Annotated in this window: 16 protein-coding genes; 6 read left to right on the top strand and 10 right to left on the bottom strand. The window is 69.6% G+C overall.

Going from position 1 to position 16,130, the window contains the following annotated elements:
• The first annotated feature begins 27 nt into the window (after positions 1 to 27).
• Positions 28 to 459 carry an ester cyclase gene (locus tag D9V36_RS04065; RefSeq protein WP_129292538.1) on the top strand — a complete coding sequence of 144 codons (432 nt, stop codon included), beginning with the start codon at positions 28 to 30 and terminating at the stop codon, positions 457 to 459.
• 50 nt (positions 460 to 509) lie between these two features.
• Here the strand turns inward: D9V36_RS04065 and D9V36_RS04070 are convergent, their stop codons facing one another.
• Together D9V36_RS04070 and D9V36_RS04075 are read right to left on the bottom strand one after the other, a co-directional pair.
• Entirely contained in the window at positions 510 to 1,052 is a 543-nt protein-coding gene (locus D9V36_RS04070; protein WP_129292539.1) for an FABP family protein, read from the bottom strand.
• 54 nt (positions 1,053 to 1,106) lie between these two features.
• Positions 1,107 to 2,021, bottom strand: coding sequence for a GNAT family N-acetyltransferase (locus D9V36_RS04075; RefSeq protein ID WP_129292540.1), 915 nt, complete (start codon positions 2,019 to 2,021; stop codon positions 1,107 to 1,109).
• A gap of 219 nt (positions 2,022 to 2,240) precedes the next feature.
• On the opposite strand from D9V36_RS04075, the gene D9V36_RS04080 reads away from it, so the two are divergent.
• Together D9V36_RS04080 and D9V36_RS04085 are read left to right on the top strand one after the other, a co-directional pair.
• Positions 2,241 to 3,677, top strand: coding sequence for an MFS transporter (locus tag D9V36_RS04080; protein WP_206739798.1), 1,437 nt, complete (start codon positions 2,241 to 2,243; stop codon positions 3,675 to 3,677).
• 321 nt (positions 3,678 to 3,998) lie between these two features.
• Positions 3,999 to 4,673 (top strand): DUF4142 domain-containing protein, encoded by a 675-nt coding sequence (locus tag D9V36_RS04085; RefSeq protein ID WP_129292541.1) that lies wholly within the window; start codon positions 3,999 to 4,001, stop codon positions 4,671 to 4,673.
• Positions 4,674 to 4,831: 158 nt separating this feature from the next.
• On the opposite strand, the gene D9V36_RS04090 is transcribed toward D9V36_RS04085, so the two are convergent.
• Both D9V36_RS04090 and D9V36_RS04095 read right to left on the bottom strand, forming a co-directional pair.
• Positions 4,832 to 5,356 carry a MarR family winged helix-turn-helix transcriptional regulator gene (locus D9V36_RS04090; protein ID WP_129292542.1) on the bottom strand — a complete coding sequence of 175 codons (525 nt, stop codon included), beginning with the start codon at positions 5,354 to 5,356 and terminating at the stop codon, positions 4,832 to 4,834.
• A 208-nt stretch (positions 5,357 to 5,564) separates the two neighbouring features.
• Positions 5,565 to 7,001: an FAD-dependent monooxygenase gene (locus D9V36_RS04095; protein WP_129292543.1), complete on the bottom strand. Its 1,437-nt coding sequence runs from the start codon at positions 6,999 to 7,001 to the stop codon at positions 5,565 to 5,567.
• 115 nt (positions 7,002 to 7,116) lie between these two features.
• On the opposite strand from D9V36_RS04095, the gene D9V36_RS04100 reads away from it, so the two are divergent.
• Positions 7,117 to 8,082, top strand: a complete 966-nt coding sequence (locus D9V36_RS04100; protein ID WP_129292544.1) for an Lrp/AsnC family transcriptional regulator — start codon at positions 7,117 to 7,119, stop codon at positions 8,080 to 8,082.
• A gap of 99 nt (positions 8,083 to 8,181) precedes the next feature.
• Here the strand turns inward: D9V36_RS04100 and D9V36_RS04105 are convergent, their stop codons facing one another.
• The 3 genes from D9V36_RS04105 to D9V36_RS04115 all read right to left on the bottom strand — a co-directional run bounded on the left by D9V36_RS04105 (position 8,182) and on the right by D9V36_RS04115 (position 12,227).
• Entirely contained in the window at positions 8,182 to 9,456 is a 1,275-nt protein-coding gene (locus tag D9V36_RS04105; protein WP_241720697.1) for a hypothetical protein, read from the bottom strand.
• 302 nt (positions 9,457 to 9,758) lie between these two features.
• On the bottom strand, positions 9,759 to 11,069 hold the full coding sequence (locus D9V36_RS04110; RefSeq protein WP_241720698.1) for a GNAT family N-acetyltransferase: 1,311 nt from the start codon (positions 11,067 to 11,069) through the stop codon (positions 9,759 to 9,761).
• A 132-nt stretch (positions 11,070 to 11,201) separates the two neighbouring features.
• Positions 11,202 to 12,227: a helix-turn-helix transcriptional regulator gene (locus D9V36_RS04115; protein WP_164992872.1), complete on the bottom strand. Its 1,026-nt coding sequence runs from the start codon at positions 12,225 to 12,227 to the stop codon at positions 11,202 to 11,204.
• A 63-nt stretch (positions 12,228 to 12,290) separates the two neighbouring features.
• Between D9V36_RS04115 and D9V36_RS04120 the strand changes: the two genes are divergently transcribed.
• On the top strand, positions 12,291 to 12,677 hold the full coding sequence (locus tag D9V36_RS04120; protein WP_129292546.1) for a VOC family protein: 387 nt from the start codon (positions 12,291 to 12,293) through the stop codon (positions 12,675 to 12,677).
• A gap of 160 nt (positions 12,678 to 12,837) precedes the next feature.
• Here the strand turns inward: D9V36_RS04120 and D9V36_RS04125 are convergent, their stop codons facing one another.
• Positions 12,838 to 13,275, bottom strand: coding sequence for a hypothetical protein (locus D9V36_RS04125; RefSeq protein ID WP_241720699.1), 438 nt, complete (start codon positions 13,273 to 13,275; stop codon positions 12,838 to 12,840).
• A gap of 271 nt (positions 13,276 to 13,546) precedes the next feature.
• Between D9V36_RS04125 and D9V36_RS04130 the strand changes: the two genes are divergently transcribed.
• Positions 13,547 to 14,302, top strand: a complete 756-nt coding sequence (locus tag D9V36_RS04130; protein WP_129292548.1) for a dienelactone hydrolase family protein — start codon at positions 13,547 to 13,549, stop codon at positions 14,300 to 14,302.
• Between the two features lie 119 nt (positions 14,303 to 14,421).
• Here D9V36_RS04130 and D9V36_RS04135 read toward each other — a convergent pair whose 3' ends face one another.
• On the bottom strand, positions 14,422 to 14,979 hold the full coding sequence (locus tag D9V36_RS04135; RefSeq protein WP_129292549.1) for a GNAT family N-acetyltransferase: 558 nt from the start codon (positions 14,977 to 14,979) through the stop codon (positions 14,422 to 14,424).
• Between the two features lie 827 nt (positions 14,980 to 15,806).
• The gene (locus D9V36_RS04140) at positions 15,807 to 16,010 is read right to left on the bottom strand and encodes an MbtH family protein (protein WP_129298174.1); all 204 of its coding nucleotides are present in this window, start codon (positions 16,008 to 16,010) and stop codon (positions 15,807 to 15,809) included.
• Between the last annotated feature and the right edge of the window lie 120 nt (positions 16,011 to 16,130).

Raw genomic sequence — 16,130 nt, forward strand, 5'->3', positions numbered from 1 at the left:
TTACGTCGTAAGAGAAAGGGTGGGAGCATGTCCACCACCAGCGAGAACAAAGAGCTCGTCACGGGCTTCTTCGCCGCGCTCAACCACCTCCGCTTAGCCGACCTGGGCGACTATCTGGCGGCGGACGTGGTGGACCACAACAAGGTCATCCACGGCGAACCTGATGAGCCCGGCGCGGCCTTCGCGGCCATCGCCACCCAGCTCTCGGCGCTGGCGCCCTACCATGCACGGATCGACGAACTGGTCGCCGAGGGCGACAAGGTCGTCGCCAGGATCACCCAGAGCGGCGTCAGCTCCGGTGCTCATCCCCGGATGCCGGTGCCGACCGGCCGCAGCTTCGAGAACGAGGCGATCTTCGTCTTCACCGTCACCGCCGGCCGGATCAGCGAGATTCGCGGTGTCTCCGACCGGCTCGGCCTCTTCCTGCAGTTGGGGTGGGACTGGCCGACCGTCGGCTGACCGACCGGCAGCCGGTGCAGGAGCGGCATGCGGCAGCGTCGTGGCCGGGGTCAGCCCCGGCGTCGAAGCTGCGCGGAGAGGTGGTGTTGCAGCGGCTGACCGACCGCCGCGAGGTCGTGGACGAAGGTGAGGGTGTCCTCGTCGGCAAGGGTGTAGCGGCGGCGGGTGGCGGTGACCTCCTTGGCGGTGGGGGCGAGAGCCACCTCATGGGTGGAGAGGTCGACCGTGTTGTCAGCGGCGCCGCCGACCGAGATCTCCGCGATGCCGGTGGGCTGGGTGATCAATGCCTCCACCCGTCCCTCGGGCTGCAGCCGCCACCAGCCGTTCTCCCTGGCCGACGGGCGCAGCGGGGTACCGTCCGCATCGAGCAGCCAGGCGCGTGCCTCGTAATGGAGGAAGGGACGCCCGTCATGGCTGAAGGTGACTTCCTGCGCGTAGGTGAACTGCTCGTCGAGCGTCGGGTACTCGCCGCGGCCCCGGCCGGCCCAGGTGCCCAGGAACCCGAGCACCGGAGCGAGCAGGGCGTGCGGCGCCGGAGTTTCGTCCGGTCGAAGGGCGTCGGGGTACGGGGGCTTCTGGGCGTGGTCGAACATGAGGGGCGCTACTGGGCCGAGGCTGTCGAGGCTGGTGCCGAGAGGGAAGCCTAACTAGGCACGCAGGTCTTTGCGGAAGACCGTGGAGCTGTGCCGGATCGTCATGCCCACCCGTAGATACAGGTCGAGCGCGCCGGTGTCCGAGTGCGTCCAGAGGGTGCAGGAGGGCCGGCCCGTCCCGTGGAAGGCGCGGAACGTGTGGCGTAGCAGGAGCCGGGCGATACCCCGGCTGCGGTGGTCGTGGCGGACGGCGACCTGCTCGATGTAGCCCTCGCCCGTACCGGGTACGTCCAACGCCAGGGCGGCACCGATCAGTTGCCCGTCAGCGAGTGCCAGGGTCGACTGTGCCGGGGCGAAGGCGGCTCGCTCGACGGTGTGGGTGGCCCACTCCTCGTATGCCTGCCGCCGCTCCTGCCACTCGTCGAACGCGTCCTGGACGAGGACGTGCGTGGCGGGCCCGTCGCCGACGCGGAAGGGCCGCACCACCACGCCCGTCGGCGGCTCGGGCACCGAGGGCTCGACCGGCATGGCGAACTCCAGCAGCCAGGCCGTCACCAGCGGCTTGTACCCGCGCGAACGCAACAGTGCGACGGCACCGGAATCCGCGTCCGGCACGGTCTGCACGATGCGGTCCATCCCGGCCTGCCGCGCCCGCGCCTGCGTCCAGTCGAGAAGTGCCGCGCCCAGGCCCCGGCCCCGGTACTCCGGGTGCACGTCGACCTCGGAGCGCCGGTCCACCCAGGCCCGGGCGGCCAGACTCCCGGCCCGGTCATGGACGAGCACGGTGTCCGACTCCGGCACCAGACCCGGCCGCGCGAGATCGGCGGCGACGGCCCCGGCATCGCTGCGCACGCACCCGTACACCTCTCGTTCGCAGGCCGTGACCAGAGCCCGGATCGCCTGGATGTCGTGGGCGCCCGCGGGCCGCGAACGGTAACCGGGCGGCAGTGACGGGACCATCGAGGGCATCAGCGGATGCTAGCCACACGCCGATCGCCCGGTCCAGGTGCCGACCGAGTGGATGCGGGAGGGCTCGGCGGCTGTCTCCCTCTTGAGCACCGCGCCCGGGCCGTTGAACTCACCGAGGACGTCCGCGTCAGCCCGGATCCCGCACGATGCGCCCTGCGCGCCTTACGGTTCATCTCGGACAATTCTCCCGCAGGCGGGATGGACGGAGTGGTCGACATGATGTGCGCGGCGGCAGCCGACGGCGGCGGGGCCGTACCTGCTCCGGATCCGGCGCCGGAGTCCGGGCGGCAGTCCTTGGCGCCGCTGCTGGCGGTGTGCGCCGGGTATTTCATGGTGATCCTGGACGTGACGATCATCAACGTCGCCGTCCCGGTGGTGGGCCGGGAGCTGTCGGCCTCGCTCACCGGCATTCAGTGGATCACCGACGGGTACACCCTGGTTTTCGCCGGGTTTCTGCTGACCGGCGGGGCGCTGGGCGACCGGCTGGGGAACCGCCGGATCTTCTGCACGGGCGTGGTCGTGTTCACCGCGTCCTCGGCCGCGTGCGCGCTCGCGCCGAGTGCCCCGTTCCTGATCGCCGCCCGGCTGGTGGAAGGACTCGGCGCGGCGCTGATCGTGCCCGGATCCCTGGCGCTGCTCCAGCAGGCCTACCCGGCAGCCGCCGCACGCTCACGGGCCTTCGGGCTATGGGGCTCGATGGCGGGTATCGCGGCGTCCGCCGGGCCGTTGCTGGGTGGACTGCTGGTCTCCACCGCGGGCTGGCGATGGGTGTTCCTGATCAATCTGCCGGTCGGCCTGGCCTGCCTGGTATTGACGCTGCGGCAGGTCGCACCCTCGCCCCGCCGCGCCGGCCGGGTCCTGGACTGGCCGGCACAATGCCTGGTCGTGACGGCGGTGGCACTGCTGACGGCCGCCCTCAACGAGGCCGGACGTCGCGGCTGGTCCGATCCGGTCGTTCTCACGGGGCTGGGCCTGTCCGTCACGGCGGTCGTGGCCCTGGTGGCGCGCGAGCGGCTGGCCCGGTCCCCCGCCCTGCCACCGCGCATGTTCCGGTCACCTGCGATGAGCGGCGGAGCCCTGATCGGCCTGCTGTTCAACTTCGGCTTCTACGGCATGGTGTTCACCGCCAGCCTGGATTTCCAGCACCAGCGCGGCTACAGCGCCCTCGGCACCGGCGTGGCCCTCTTCCCGGCGGTGGCGATGACCATGTTCGCCTCTGTCCTGTCCGGGCGGCTGACCCGCGCGACCGGCGATCGTCCGCTGGTGGTCTGCGGCATGCTCCTGGCGGCCCTGGGGCTGGCGGGCTGGGCCGCGGCAGGAGCCGCCCCGGCCTACCCGCTGCTGGTGCTCCCGATGATGGCCGCGGGCTTCGGCACCTCTTTCGCCCTCACCGGCTCGACCACCACCGTGATGGGCGCCGCGCCCGAGACGTACTCGGGGACCGCCTCCGCGTTGTTCAACACCACCCGCCAGATCGGCAGCGCCACCGGCGTTGCACTGGGCGGCACCCTGCTCGCCACCGCCGCCGACTACAACGCGGGAACGCGCCTGAGCATGGCCATCGGCGCGCTCGCCTACCTGACGGCCGCAGGCCTCGCGTGGCGGTGCGTACCGGCAAGGCCCGGAAGGTCGCAGAGGAGCAAACGGCCTGCCTGAACGCGTCGGTAGTCGGTAGTCGGTAGTGGGTGGCCAGCGGTCCGCTGGCGGTGGTCGGCGGTCGGCGGTCGGCGGTCGGCGGTCGGCGGTCGGCGGTATGTGCCTCGGCGGTATGCGGACGCCGAGCGGCGAGCGGCACGCGCCACGCTGCACGGCAAGACGAAGGCGGGATCGTATCCGATAGGTATCGAGCGTCAACCGCTTTTGCGCATCATCGCTGAATCGATTCCTTTGCCCCATGCAAAGATTAGCGTGGCTCATGCCCCAGCAGTCCGCTGCGCCACAGCACTCGTCAGCGAGTTGTCGCGCACTCCAGGAGGCATGATGAAGTCTCATGCTCGAAATGCCAGGCAGCCGGCCGGCCGCGGCCGGGTGATCACCGTCACCGTCGCTCTCATAGCGGTCATCGCCACCGTATCCGTGTGGCTCGCCCAGCGAAACAACTCCGCCGACGCATCGGTCTCCGCACACCTCCCGGCCGCAGAGGCCGGCCCGGCCGCCCCTGAGGCAGGTAACACGGGGGCAGTCACGGCACTGGACAAGACGTTCCTCACCAAGGTCCGGCAGGCCGGGTTGTGGGAGATGCCGGCCGGACGGCTCGCGCAGACGCATGCTTCGAGCGAAGCCATCAAACGTGCCGGTATGCATCTGCTCGAAGGGCACAGCAAACTCGACCAGCTGGCCCGTGAGGACTCCGCTGCGCTGAACGTGCCGATCCCCGACCAGGCCACCGCCGAACAGCAGGGCTGGCTCAACCAGCTGAAGAACGCCCAGGGCCGCGCCTTCGACCAGCTCTTCGTGGACCTTTTGCGGGCCTCGCACGGCAAGATCTTCATCACCATCGGCGAGGTCCGGGCGGCCACCAAGAACACCCTGATACGGTGGCTGGCGACCCAGACCAACAACACCGTCCAGGATCACATGGATGTCATGGAGGACACCGGTCTGGTCAAGGACTCCACCCTCGACGACGTCGCCTCAACCATTCCCAAGTGAGCAGGATGCCCGGTGGCGGTCCGGCGGTGATGCGCATGTGACCGCCTCGACGGGACCCCCTGACAATTCAGCCGAGTTCACGTCGCCGTCCCGGTTTCGCCGTCCCGGTTCGCCGTCCCGGTTCGCCGTCCCGGTTCGCCGTCCCGATTTCGCCGGCCTCAGTCACCCCGCTGCGTCGAGGCGTCGGTCCAGCCCAGCGGATGCAGCTCCAGATCGTGCGCGGGCGGCTCACCGCCCGCCTCGTTGAGAGCGGTCAACGCCTTGATGAGAGCGGCCCGCTCACCTGGGGCCAGCCGTTCGACGATCTCGCTGATCTCGGCGCGGCGTCGGCTGGTGACATCCTCGACGGTGCGACGCCCCTCCTCCGTGAGCGTCAGCAGGGTCTCGCGGCGATTGCCGGGGTTGATCTGCCGGTCTGCCAGACCCGCCGTGATGAGCCGGTCCACCATGCGCATCGCGGTCGAAGGGGCGACCTGGAGCAGTTCTGCGAGGACGACCAGTTTGGTGGCGCCACGCGTGGAGAGAACCACCAGCATCCGGAACTGCGGCAGCGTCACCCGCTCCTCGACCTCCGCAAGCGAACGCGCGGACACCGCGACCAGCAGTCTTGACGCCGTGAGCACCGCACGGGTCACCGCGTCCACATCATCCACGTCCCTCGCAGGGGCTTCACGCTCGGCCATCCCCCCTTTCTATCGTCCTTCGAACACCGCCCGCCCACCCGGCCGGTCTTGACGCCCCGCTTTGATGGCAATGGCCGTGACGTGCAATGGAGTTGGAGACGGACTCGGGTGAGCCGTTCACGTGGAAGACCTGGGGATCACGTGGGAGACCTGGCGGCCACTGCCGGCCACCGGCCTCTCCACGACGGCCGGCTTTCCAGGCGCCGGCTCAGCGGGGCCCGCCGAACCAGCGGTCGAGCGCCGGTTCCAGGTCCTCCTCGCCGGCCCAGCACACATAGCCGTCCGGCCGGATGAGCATCGGCTCGGCGTCGGCGCCCTGGCCCACCCGGTCCACCCGGTCCGACCAGCGGCCGGCAACCCCGGCGAACCTGTCGGCCGGATCCAGCAGGATGCCGTGCCCGGCCCGCAGCAGTTCGTGCACCCGGGCCGGGCCGAGGTCCAGGTCCGGCGCGGGCCGGCCGACGAGCGGATGGGTCTCGGTGCCCGGCATCGGATAGCGGTTGGCCATCCCGGACATCAGGTCGGTGAGATGGTGCTGGACGTCCGGCAGCTGGGCCATGGCCGTGAAGATCTCCCGGGCAGCCAGCACGTCCGGATCGCGGGTGCCGGCCCAGTCCATCAGCAGGCTCTGTGCCCGGACGTTGCGCAGGACTGCGGCCCCGGCCGGATGCCGTTCCGTGTGATACGTGTCGAGCAGGTTCTGCGGTGCCCAGCCGTGCACGGCGGCGCCGAGCTTCCAACCGAGGTTCAGCGCGTCCTGCATCCCGGTGTTCATGCCCTGCGCGCCGAGCGGAAGGTGGACATGGGCGGCATCGCCCGCCAGGAACACCCGCCCGTGCCGGTACTGCTCGACCTGTCGTGACGCGTTGGTGATACGGCGGGCGTAGCGCAGTTCGAGGAGGTGCACCCGCGTTCCGAACACGGTGCGCAGGCCATGGCGGATGTCGTCCTCGGTGACCGGGGTCTCCCTCGTCAGTGATGGGCCCGGCCCGCCGAGGACCAGGCGGCGCAGTTGCCTGCCCTGCGGATCGGTGCCGAGCGGGAACAGCGCCGCCCAGTGCCCGTCCTCGTTCCAGGTGTGCGACGTGGATGGCTCGGTGCCGCTCAGTCGCACATCGGCGGCGATGATCGTCAACGTTCCCGGCTGCCCCGGGAACCCGGCCCGCAGCAGGTTCCGCACGGTGCTGTGAGCACCGTCGGCGGCGACGAGGTAACGGGAGCGGAGGGTGGCGCCGCCCGCGAAGGTCACGGTGACCCCGTCATCGTCCTGGGCGAGGCCGACCAGTTCGTGGTCCCGCCGGGCGTTCAGGCCCTGCGCGGCGAGATGCTGCTCGAAGAACCCCTCGATCACCACCTGCGGCACGGACCGCCATGGCAGACGGTGCCGGTGGGAGTGGAGCGGGAGCGGGATACCGGCGAAGTGGCCCGTGGTGACGGGGTGGTCTCCGGTGGCCAGCAAAGGCTCCAGCAGCCCTCGCTGGTCGAGCGCCTCCAGTGTGCGGGACTGCACGCCGCCGGCCTTGGACAGGTCGCTGCGCTGCGACAGCTTGTCGACCAGCACGGTCGACACCTCCGCTATCAGCAGCTCGTTGGCCAGCGTCATTCCGGTCGGGCCGGCGCCGACGATGAGCACATCGGTGTCCACGGACTCTCCTCTGTCTGTGTCGATCAGGGCAAGAGCAACGCTCCGTCGGCCGAACCGCCCGGGCCAGGAACCGGCTTGATTGCGCCGATATCTGACACCGTCTACCTTCAGCTCGGTGGAATCCGACTACGACGAGCTGGACCGACGGCTCGTGCACGCCCTGCAGATCGACGGCCGTGCCCCGTTCAGCACCATCGCCGAGGTTCTCGGCGTGTCGGATCGCACCATCGCCCGCCGCTACGCCCGGTTGCGGTCGGCCGGTGCGGTACGGGTGCTCGGCGGGGTCGACCCCACCGCGCTGGGTGCCGTCCTGTGGTTTCTGCGGGTGCGATGTGCTCCCACCGCATCGCTCCCGGTCGCCGAGGCACTGGCCAGGCGCCCCGACACCTCGTGGGTGAGCCTCACCTCCGGCGGCACCGAGATCATCTGCGTGGTCCGAACCGAGAGCGAGGCGGACAGCGAGGCACTGCTGCTGGCCAAACTCCCTCGCACCCCGCGCGTGGAGGGCGTGACCGCGCACTCCGTGCTGCACGCCTTCTACGGCGGCCCGGACAACCTGGCCGGTAAACTCGGGCCGCTGGACGAGGAGGAGATCGAGCGACTGCGCCCGTCTCCGGTGCCGCACCGACGGGGTCAGCTGCGGCTCGACGACAGTGACCGCAAGCTCCTCGCCCTGCTCGCCACCGACGGCCGGGCCGGGTTCGAGCAGTTGGCCACGGTCACCGGCTGGTCGCCGACGACGGTCCGGCGCCGGATGACGGAGCTACGCGCACACGGCCTGCTCTACCTCGACATCGACGTCGACTGGCGCATGTTCGGCGTGCACGCCCGCACCCTGCTCTGGCTCTCGGTCGCCCCCGCACACCTGGAGGAGACCGGTCGGGCGCTGGCCGGGCATCCGGAGGTCGCGTTCGCCGCCGCCACGACCGGCCCGGCCAATCTCTACGCGAGCGTGGTGTGCACGAACCAGCGGGAGCTGTACCGGTACCTGACCACCCGGGTCGCCGCGCTCCCGGCCATCACACACCTCGAAACGGCACCAGTGATCAGGACCGTCAAGCAGGCGGCGAACCAGGCGTAACGAACGGCCGGCCGCCTGCTGTTCCGGATTCGGTCGCGTCTTGAACGTCGTTCTTAGACGTCGTTCTTACACGTCGTTCCTGCACGTCTTACACGTCGTTCATTCGGAATGCTGCAGGGCACGGAACGAGTCGTACCAGACGGTGGTCCGACCGACCCTTCCGTTTTCCTTCCGGACGGTGCGGTTCGCGTACAGGGGGTTGAGGATCCACGGCTTCTTGTGAGCGCCCCAGCCCGTCTGCATGGATTCGATCTGCGTCACCCCGTAGGTGGCCACCGCGAGCTTCCCGGTCTCCCGGAACATCTGCATCTGCTGCGTCAGATAGTCCTTGTGGGAGGCGAACCACGGACTCATCGCGAGGAAGTCGTCCCACCTCTTCTGTGGGAAGGGCTTCTCGATGGCGTTGCCGATCACCTGCCACACGCGGGTGTTCGGGGGCACCTGGTACTTCTCGGCGTAGGCCGCCGGGATCTTGTCGCCCATGTGCTCTTCCCATAGCTGCACCAGGGAGAACTCTGTGGCGAGGAACTTCTTGCTCTTGTCCAGGCGGGACACGACGTACTGGACGTACCTGCCGGCCGCCTGCAGGGAGTCGACATGCGGATGGATGTCGACTCCCTCGAGCTCCGGCTTCCTGTTGACGAAGTGGACCCACCGCTCGGTGGCCGGCGTGCGCCCGTCCTTCTCGTCGAGGCGGTTGAGAGCCCCCATGTACAGGCGGGTCCGGCAGCCGTGCGGGAAGTGCTTCCTCCGGTAGTCGATGACGTGCTCGGCGACGTGCTCGTAGAACACATTGAGGCGCGCACCGCGCTCGTCTTTCCTGGTTTCGAGGAAGGGCTCGTTGCCGATGGTGAGGATGTCCGTCTTCCCCATGACGGTGTCCAGCACCCGGTCCACGCGCTTGAGCTGCGCCGCCATCTCCTTGCTGCCCACCTCGGGAAGCGACTGCCCGAGCGTCAGGAAGGGGAACTTCAGGGAGAGGATCGTCCGGAAGCCGTTTCCGCTCGCGTCGAGCAGCCTGGCGATGGACCGCTGCCGGGCCGGGGCGTGTGTGTCGAGGTCGTCCGTCATCGGGACGAAGCCGCGCACCCACTTCGCCGAAAGGGCCCTCACCTGGGACAGATTCATGTCGGTGGGGTCCTCGTTGAAGTTCACCCCGAGTGCGCCGTGCGGCGCCTCACCGGTGGGTGCGCCGCCGCTCTTCGCCTCCGGCCGCGCGCTCCCCCCGCCACCCGCCTGCTTGCTCCCCTGGGGACTGCACGCCGCTGTGAGGAGGGCCGCGCCGGACACTCCCAGCAGCCGGCGACGCGAGGTCGGCCTCGCGATGGACGGCGTACCGCGCGTGTCAGACTGCGCGGACGACTCGTACCGCATTGCTGTTTCTCCGATTCTGGTGACGTCGTTGCCGGCCGTCTTCCCCCACCGGCGCCGTCTGTGGCGCGCCGGGCGGGCGGAGGTCGCTGAACTGCCCTTGCCGACAGGCAGCTTTATCGTGTGTGCGACGCCCCGGTGCCGGTCCGTGCATGATCAACGTAGTTCATCGGAGTCGGAGCACTGACTCGGCTCCCCCTGCCGGAACAGCGTGCGGAAACCGCTGGTGACGCCGCCGGAAGGGCACCCGGGCAAGGCCGCCCTCGGCACTCCGCAGTCCGCACTCCGCACTCCGCACTCCGCAGTCAGTAGAGAGGGAACGCCCAGCCCCCGGGGTAGAAGGGCTGCCGGTTGCCGCGGAAGGCGAGGTCGGCGAGGGCCAGGGCGCCCGGCCGCAATTCCTGGACCAGGCCCGCGGCCGCAAGCGACGCCAGCGTCGTGCCGCCGAGGAAGGCCGCACCCAGCTCGCTCGTACTCATCCGCAGTTCGGCGGAGGCCTTCGTACGCTCGCAGGTCACCCCGTGCTCATCGGTCTGCAGGCGATAGCGGCCGGCATTCCACGGGCAGAATGCGTCGTCGAGGTCCAGGACCACGTCCAGTGAAGCTGCATAACGGCGTGCCGTCAGCGCCCGGTCCACATCGACCAGCCGCACCCACAACCGGTCCACCACGGCCGAGTGTGCCGCGCGCGGATCCGTCAGCAGATGCGGGAGCGGTTCGTCCACCGCGCCTTCGTATTCGATCCACGGGACCAGGTCGATCCCCGCCAGATAGCGCCACAGTGCGGCATACGCCTGCCGTGAAGCTGCCGCCAGCTCCACGACCTGCACCGCGCTGCTGTCGTTGCCCACGGCGTCGCGCGCACTCTTGTGCCGGTACAGCGCGTATCCGGTGGACCGGCCGTCCGGCTCCTGATGTACGGCGAAGCGCAGCGCGGTCGCGCCCCCGCGCGAGTGCGGCTCGTCGAACAGGCGAACCTTCCAGTGCGGGGCACCCCTGTCGGGCCAGCCGACCGAGCTGCCCCGGACCTGGTCGTATGCCTCTTCCACAAGAGGGCGAGCCTGAGCACGTCCCATCAGCCGGACCGTCCCGTGGCCGAAGTCCGTCCCGGGACGGAAGACCATGCCGCGCTTGTCGCAGCGCAGCTGGTTCCCCTGCGTGGCGGGCCCGTAGCCGAAGCGGCCGTAGACCGCGGCCTCGGCGGGCCGCAGCACGGCGACCGGCTCTGCGCCCTGCTCGTGCAGACCGGTCAGCTGCCGCCGCATCATCGACGTCAGGATCCCGCGGCGCCGATGCGTGGGAGTCACACCGACCGTGGCGACTCCTGCCACCGGTATGACGGCCCCGGGAACCGTCAGCAGCCGACGGTAGAGAGACGCGCCGCCCACCGGGGTATCACCGTCGAAAGCGGCGATGGTGCGGTGCAACGCGGTCGCGGCACGCTGGTTGGCGATCTCCTCATCGGACCGGTCGACGCCATAAGTATCGGCGATCATCCGGGCCCAGTCGGAGAACTCGTCCTCGGTAACGGCACGGAGCGCAAAAGGATCGGACATCGGGTTGGCCGCCGGGTCCGCCAACGGGTCGGTCGTCGGGTCGGTCGTCGGATCAGTCATCGCGACTTTCTAGCGGACATTGGGCTGCGGCGCGATCGGTTCGGGGCCTTCCGTGCCGGTGACTGCTTCTTCCGGCGTTCCGCAGCCCGTTCAGTGCAGCCCGTTCAGTGCAGCCCGTTCAGTGCAGCCCGTTCAGTGGCGCATCGCCCCGGTCGCCGGGCTCGGCGCCCGTTCTCGTGCAATGTCAGGATCCGGGCCGGTCGGACCGTTCGCGTTATGCTCCAAGAGTTCCTGGACACGGCGGAGCAGGGCTTGCCGTACCGCGTCCGGCGACAGGACGCGCAGGGGTGTGGCCAGGCTGAGGAGGTATCCGGCGAGGCCTTCGGCGTCGGGCCCGCCGATGTCGACGATGGTGGCGTCGGGGCCTTCGGGGCGGTGGGCACCTACTGACGACGGGATCAGCCGCAGGGCTTGGTTGACGGGCATCGGGAGGCGGATCGTCGCATGGAGCGGGTAAGGGCCGGTCGCGACGGAGCGGGAGACGAGCAGCGCCGGGTCGGGTGGGTCGATGAGTTCCACCGGCTGTCCGGTTGGGTGTAGTCGGTCGACCCTGTCGGCCCGGAAGGTCCGCCACTGGGCTTGTGTGACGTCCCGGGCGACGAAGTACCACCGGCGTTCGGTGTGGACGAGGCGGTACGGGTCGACGTCCCGGACCGTGGCTCTTCCCGCCCAGTCGCGGTACGACAGTCGGGCGCGCTCGCCCCGGCGGCAAGCGGCCGCCAGTTCCAGCAGCATGCCGGCCGGGATCTGCGGCTCGTCGGGTCTGGGCGTGTGGACGAAGGTGTCGTCCATCTCGCCCAGCCGGTCCGCGATCCGCCGCGGCAGAACCTGACGCAGTTTCAGAAGAGCTGACAGGGCGGCCTGGTCTCCGCCGAGAGTGCCGCTGAGCGCGGCCTCGCGCATCCCGACGGCCACGGCAAGCGCCTCTTCGTCATCGAGGATCAGCGGGGGAACCCGCGCTCCGGCCCGGAGGCGATAGCCGCCCCACGGGCCGGGGTCGGACTCGACGGCGTAGCCGAGTTCCCTGAGCTTGGCGATGTCCCGCCGCACCGTGCGTTCGGTCACTGCCATCCGGTCGGCCAGTTCACCGCAGGTCCACGACGGCCGGGCGGCCAACAAGGCGACCAATCGCAGCAGGCGGGCGGATGCGCTGATCACATTCCGGAGTGTTCCACATGACCAGGACGGAAGCTGTCCTGGTCCCGCCATAGCGTCTGCGCCATGAGTACGGCACACACCTCCACGCCCACGTTCCGCTATGCGGCCGTCACCTTCGACTGCCCGGACCCCGCCGAACTGGCCCGCTTCTACGGCGAGGCTCTTGGCCTGCCCCTCGTCTTCTCCACTGACGACTTCGTCCTGCTCGGCCAGGAGGGCGGAGCAGGACTGGGGTTCAACCGGCTTTCCGACTACCGCCGTCCCACCTGGCCGGACCCATCCCAGGAGAAGCAGGCCCACATCGAACTGGGCGTCGACGACTTGGCCGCCGCCCGGGACCGGATGCTCGCCCTGGGAGCCGTCGAGCCCGCATTCCAGCCGGACCCCGACCGGTGGCGAGTCCTGCTGGACCCCGCAGGCCACCCGTTCTGCCTCTCCACTCTGGTCTGAGCGCGACCTGCCTGCCCGTGACCATGACCGCGCACCTCGACCCGGCGGTGAGCTGCCGCTCGGTCGAGGGCCGGCGCACGGTCGAGGGCCGGCGCACGGTCGAGAACCGGCGCACGGTCGAGAACCGGCGCACGGTCGAGAACCGGCGGCGCTTCGTACGTCAGCCCCGGGTGGCCGTCGGTGTCGGGCCGGGTGGGGGCTCGTCCCCTTCGTAGGCCGCCAGCGCTGCTTGGCGGCTCTCCAGGACCTCGGCGAGGTCGTCGGGGAGCACACGGTGCTGGGCCAGTCTCATACGGGCCCTGGCCTCGACGAGAGCCCATGCCTGCCGGGCGCGTTTGTTGGCCAGGCGCCTGCTGTCGCTCCGGAGGAAGCCGGCGCCCGCCGCGCACCCCGCCGCGGCCAGGGCCACCAACGCCGCAGGCACACGGGCATCCGCCGACGCCAGGCCCGCGGCTCCGGAGACACCGGCGAGGAGAGCCGCGGGAAAGCCCAGCGCGATATCGGCCCTGGCCCAGAACTCGGCCCTGCGGTGCGCCAGGTCCTTCTGCCGCGTCGCTTCGTCACATAGCCTCTCGACCTCGGCTCGCGGTCGGTTCACAGGCTCGTTCCGGGGCAGTGGCACGGGGTCGGGGGAGGTAGTGGCCATGCCTGGATTCCAACACGGTTGAAACGTAAGGGACTTGTACGGGCGTCCACAGACTTGAGGGGCGTCTGTGGTGGGCTCCTGACAGATCGAGTGCGGCAGGGTGGGGGTCCGGCAGTGCGACGGCTTTTCGCACAGGTGGCTACTGTGGGGAGTCCGCCGACGTGCCGGCCGGCGGGCGGGCGGCGCCACGCGGGTCGCCCGGAACCCGATGAAAGGTGCGGACATGACGAGCGTGCACGGCGGCCCCCTGGACATCCCCACTCCGGACGGCATCGCCGATGCGTATCTCGCCCATCCCGACGACGGCGAACCCCACCCCGGTGTGCTGTTGTACATGGACACCTTCGGACTGCGGCCCTCGCTGGAGGAGATGGCCAGGCGTTTGGCCGGGCACGGCTACACGGTGCTGGTACCCAATGTCTTCTACCGCGTCGGACGCGCCCCGGTGGTGGAGCTGCCGGACTTCATCGACCCCTCCCAGCGGCCGGAGATCTTCGAGCAGCTCTTCCCGGTGATGCAGACCCTCACTCCGGACCTGGCGATGCGGGACGCCGGAGCCTACCTCGACTGGCTGACCGCCTCCCCGCAGGTCACCGACGGCCCCATGGGCACCACCGGTTACTGCATGGGCGGGGTTCTCGCCATCCGCACCGCAGCGGCCCAGCCCGATCGCATCGGCGCCGCGGCCGCCTTCCACGCCGGCCGCCTGGTCACGGACGCCGAGGACAGTCCGCACCGGCTCGCCGGCCGCATCACGGCAGAGCTGTACTTCGGCCACGCCGACCACGATCATTCGATGCCGGCCGACCAGATCAAGAGCCTGGAGCAGACCCTGGACACCGCGGGTGTGCGCTACCGCAGCGAGCTGTACGAAGGTGCCGACCACGGCTACACGCAGGCCGACACCGCCGCGTACCACGCCGAGGCGGACGCACGTCACTGGCGCAGCATGCTGGAGCTCTTCGGGCGCTGCCTCTGACACCACGGGCGGGTCGGCAGCGGACGGCCGCCAGCCTGCCGGCCTGCGGGTCCGGCAGGCTCTTGCCTGGTCCGGTCGGTGTGCGGCCGTGTGCGGACCTTCGTACGGGAGGGTTCCGGTCAGCTCACCGGTACGGGAGCGGCCGGACTTGCGCCGGGGTCGGGGTGCCGGCTGTCGCCGGTGGGCAGGACCAGCATCTTCGTCACCGTGCCGTCGTCCGCGACGACATCACGGACATGGGTGAATCCCAGTTTTTTGCCCAGCGCCAGACTGGCAGCATTTTCGGCGCCCACCATTCCGTAGACCTCGCTGAGCTGCAGGGTGTCAGCGGCGTAGCGCAGCAGACCGCGCACCAACTCATTGCCCACCCCTCTTCCCCGGCTCTCCTTGACCAGTGCGGCGATCATCTCGTAGCCGTCGACGTTGCCGGTTTTCTTGATCTCCGCGTGGCCCACGTAGACACCCTCGGACCACACAGCCCATACATCGAACATGTTTTTGGCATAGATCTCATTGAGAATCGCTTGGAATATGACCCGGATCTGTTCTTCGGGTACGCGGTCCTGGCCCATCCAGCGGCAGACCTCCTCGTCACCGAGCAGCGCCACGAAGACTTCCTCGTCCTCGGGCCGGTAGGGCGCAAGAATCAGCCGGTCGGTGCGCAGGATCGGGGTCATTTCAGGGTCCCTTCTCATGGGAAAGCACAAGTGATCCGGGTGAGGCCAGGTGAGGTGAAAGGCAATGCCGCCGCGGAACGGGAGCCGGCTTCCGGGGAATGCGCCGGTCGTGTGGCGAACGCGGCGCAGGCCATGTCCGGGCATGTGCGAATGTGCGTGATCTCGTGCGAACTCTGCGCCGTACGGCGGGAGTTAGCCCGTCATGCCGTCGACCACCACGGACCGACGGCGGAACGGATCGACACCCGGCGCTTCGGCCAGGAACAACAGGTCCACGTCACGGACCGGCCACTGAGAAATCCCCCCGCGATCCGCAGTTCCCTCACCCCGTAAATGTCTTGAACTCCGCTCTCAGGCATCCGGCCTGTGCGGCGCATGTCACTGGTATAGCGTAATAACGCCCTATCGTCACTACCTGGCGCCAAATCCGATATGACAGGTAATTAAGGCGTACCCTGCCATTTGCCGTGGACAACGGGATGTATGCCACAGGGCCGTGTCCGGGGGAAAGAGGAAGCAGCCGCCGGGAAATCGTTTTCGTCGGGGGTGAGCAGCGACGATTCTTCGGTGGCCGGACGGCGTGGAAGGTCGCGGGACGGCCCGGCAGCTCGGAAGACGGCGCGGCGGGCGGCGCAAGTGCGCGGCGCGGCGCGCGGCAGGCACGGCGGCTCAACGCCCAGGACAAGGGCGGCCGCAAGAGGAAAGCGGTGAACGGGCCGTGCGGGCCGCGCCGGCCGGTGGCTCGTGGTCGCGGCCCGCACAAAAGGGTGCTGCGGGAAGGGGCAGGGCGCGCGGCGGGCGGCCGCGCGCCCTGCGGGGCGGATCGGTCAGGAGGCGGCGCTGTCCATGCGCTCGCGCAGGCTGCGGGGGCGCATGTCGGTCCAGACCTCGTCGACATAGGCGGAGCACTCGTCCTGGGTGCCCTCCTTGCCCACGGCGTGCCAGCCGTCGGGAACCTCCAGGTCGGCCAGCCACAGCGAGTACTGGTCCTCGTCGTTGCGCAGCACCTGGTAGCGGGCGTTCTCGTCCATGTCACGCTCTCCCATCATCGGTTGATTTGAGTTGAGTTGAGTTGGATCAGGTTGGGCTCGGTCGGACTGAGCCGGGTCGGGCTGGGCTTGTTGATCGGGCAGGGCTCTTCAGGCGGTCAT

Origin of the sequence: Streptomyces lydicus (assembly GCF_004125265.1) — a bacterium.
Lineage (GTDB): Bacteria > Actinomycetota > Actinomycetes > Streptomycetales > Streptomycetaceae > Streptomyces > Streptomyces lydicus_C.

Coding starts and splice junctions, on each gene's coding strand:
- D9V36_RS04065 (WP_129292538.1), top strand. CDS start 28: ATGTCCACCACCAGCGAGAACAAAGAGCTCGTCACGGGCTTCTTCGCC.
- D9V36_RS04070 (WP_129292539.1), bottom strand. CDS start 1,052: ATGTTCGACCACGCCCAGAAGCCCCCGTACCCCGACGCCCTTCGACCG.
- D9V36_RS04075 (WP_129292540.1), bottom strand. CDS start 2,021: ATGCCCTCGATGGTCCCGTCACTGCCGCCCGGTTACCGTTCGCGGCCC.
- D9V36_RS04080 (WP_206739798.1), top strand. CDS start 2,241: ATGTGCGCGGCGGCAGCCGACGGCGGCGGGGCCGTACCTGCTCCGGAT.
- D9V36_RS04085 (WP_129292541.1), top strand. CDS start 3,999: ATGATGAAGTCTCATGCTCGAAATGCCAGGCAGCCGGCCGGCCGCGGC.
- D9V36_RS04090 (WP_129292542.1), bottom strand. CDS start 5,356: ATGGCCGAGCGTGAAGCCCCTGCGAGGGACGTGGATGATGTGGACGCG.
- D9V36_RS04105 (WP_241720697.1), bottom strand. CDS start 9,456: ATGCGGTACGAGTCGTCCGCGCAGTCTGACACGCGCGGTACGCCGTCC.
- D9V36_RS04110 (WP_241720698.1), bottom strand. CDS start 11,069: ATGACTGATCCGACGACCGACCCGACGACCGACCCGTTGGCGGACCCG.
- D9V36_RS04120 (WP_129292546.1), top strand. CDS start 12,291: ATGAGTACGGCACACACCTCCACGCCCACGTTCCGCTATGCGGCCGTC.
- D9V36_RS04130 (WP_129292548.1), top strand. CDS start 13,547: ATGACGAGCGTGCACGGCGGCCCCCTGGACATCCCCACTCCGGACGGC.
- D9V36_RS04135 (WP_129292549.1), bottom strand. CDS start 14,979: ATGACCCCGATCCTGCGCACCGACCGGCTGATTCTTGCGCCCTACCGG.
- D9V36_RS04140 (WP_129298174.1), bottom strand. CDS start 16,010: ATGGACGAGAACGCCCGCTACCAGGTGCTGCGCAACGACGAGGACCAG.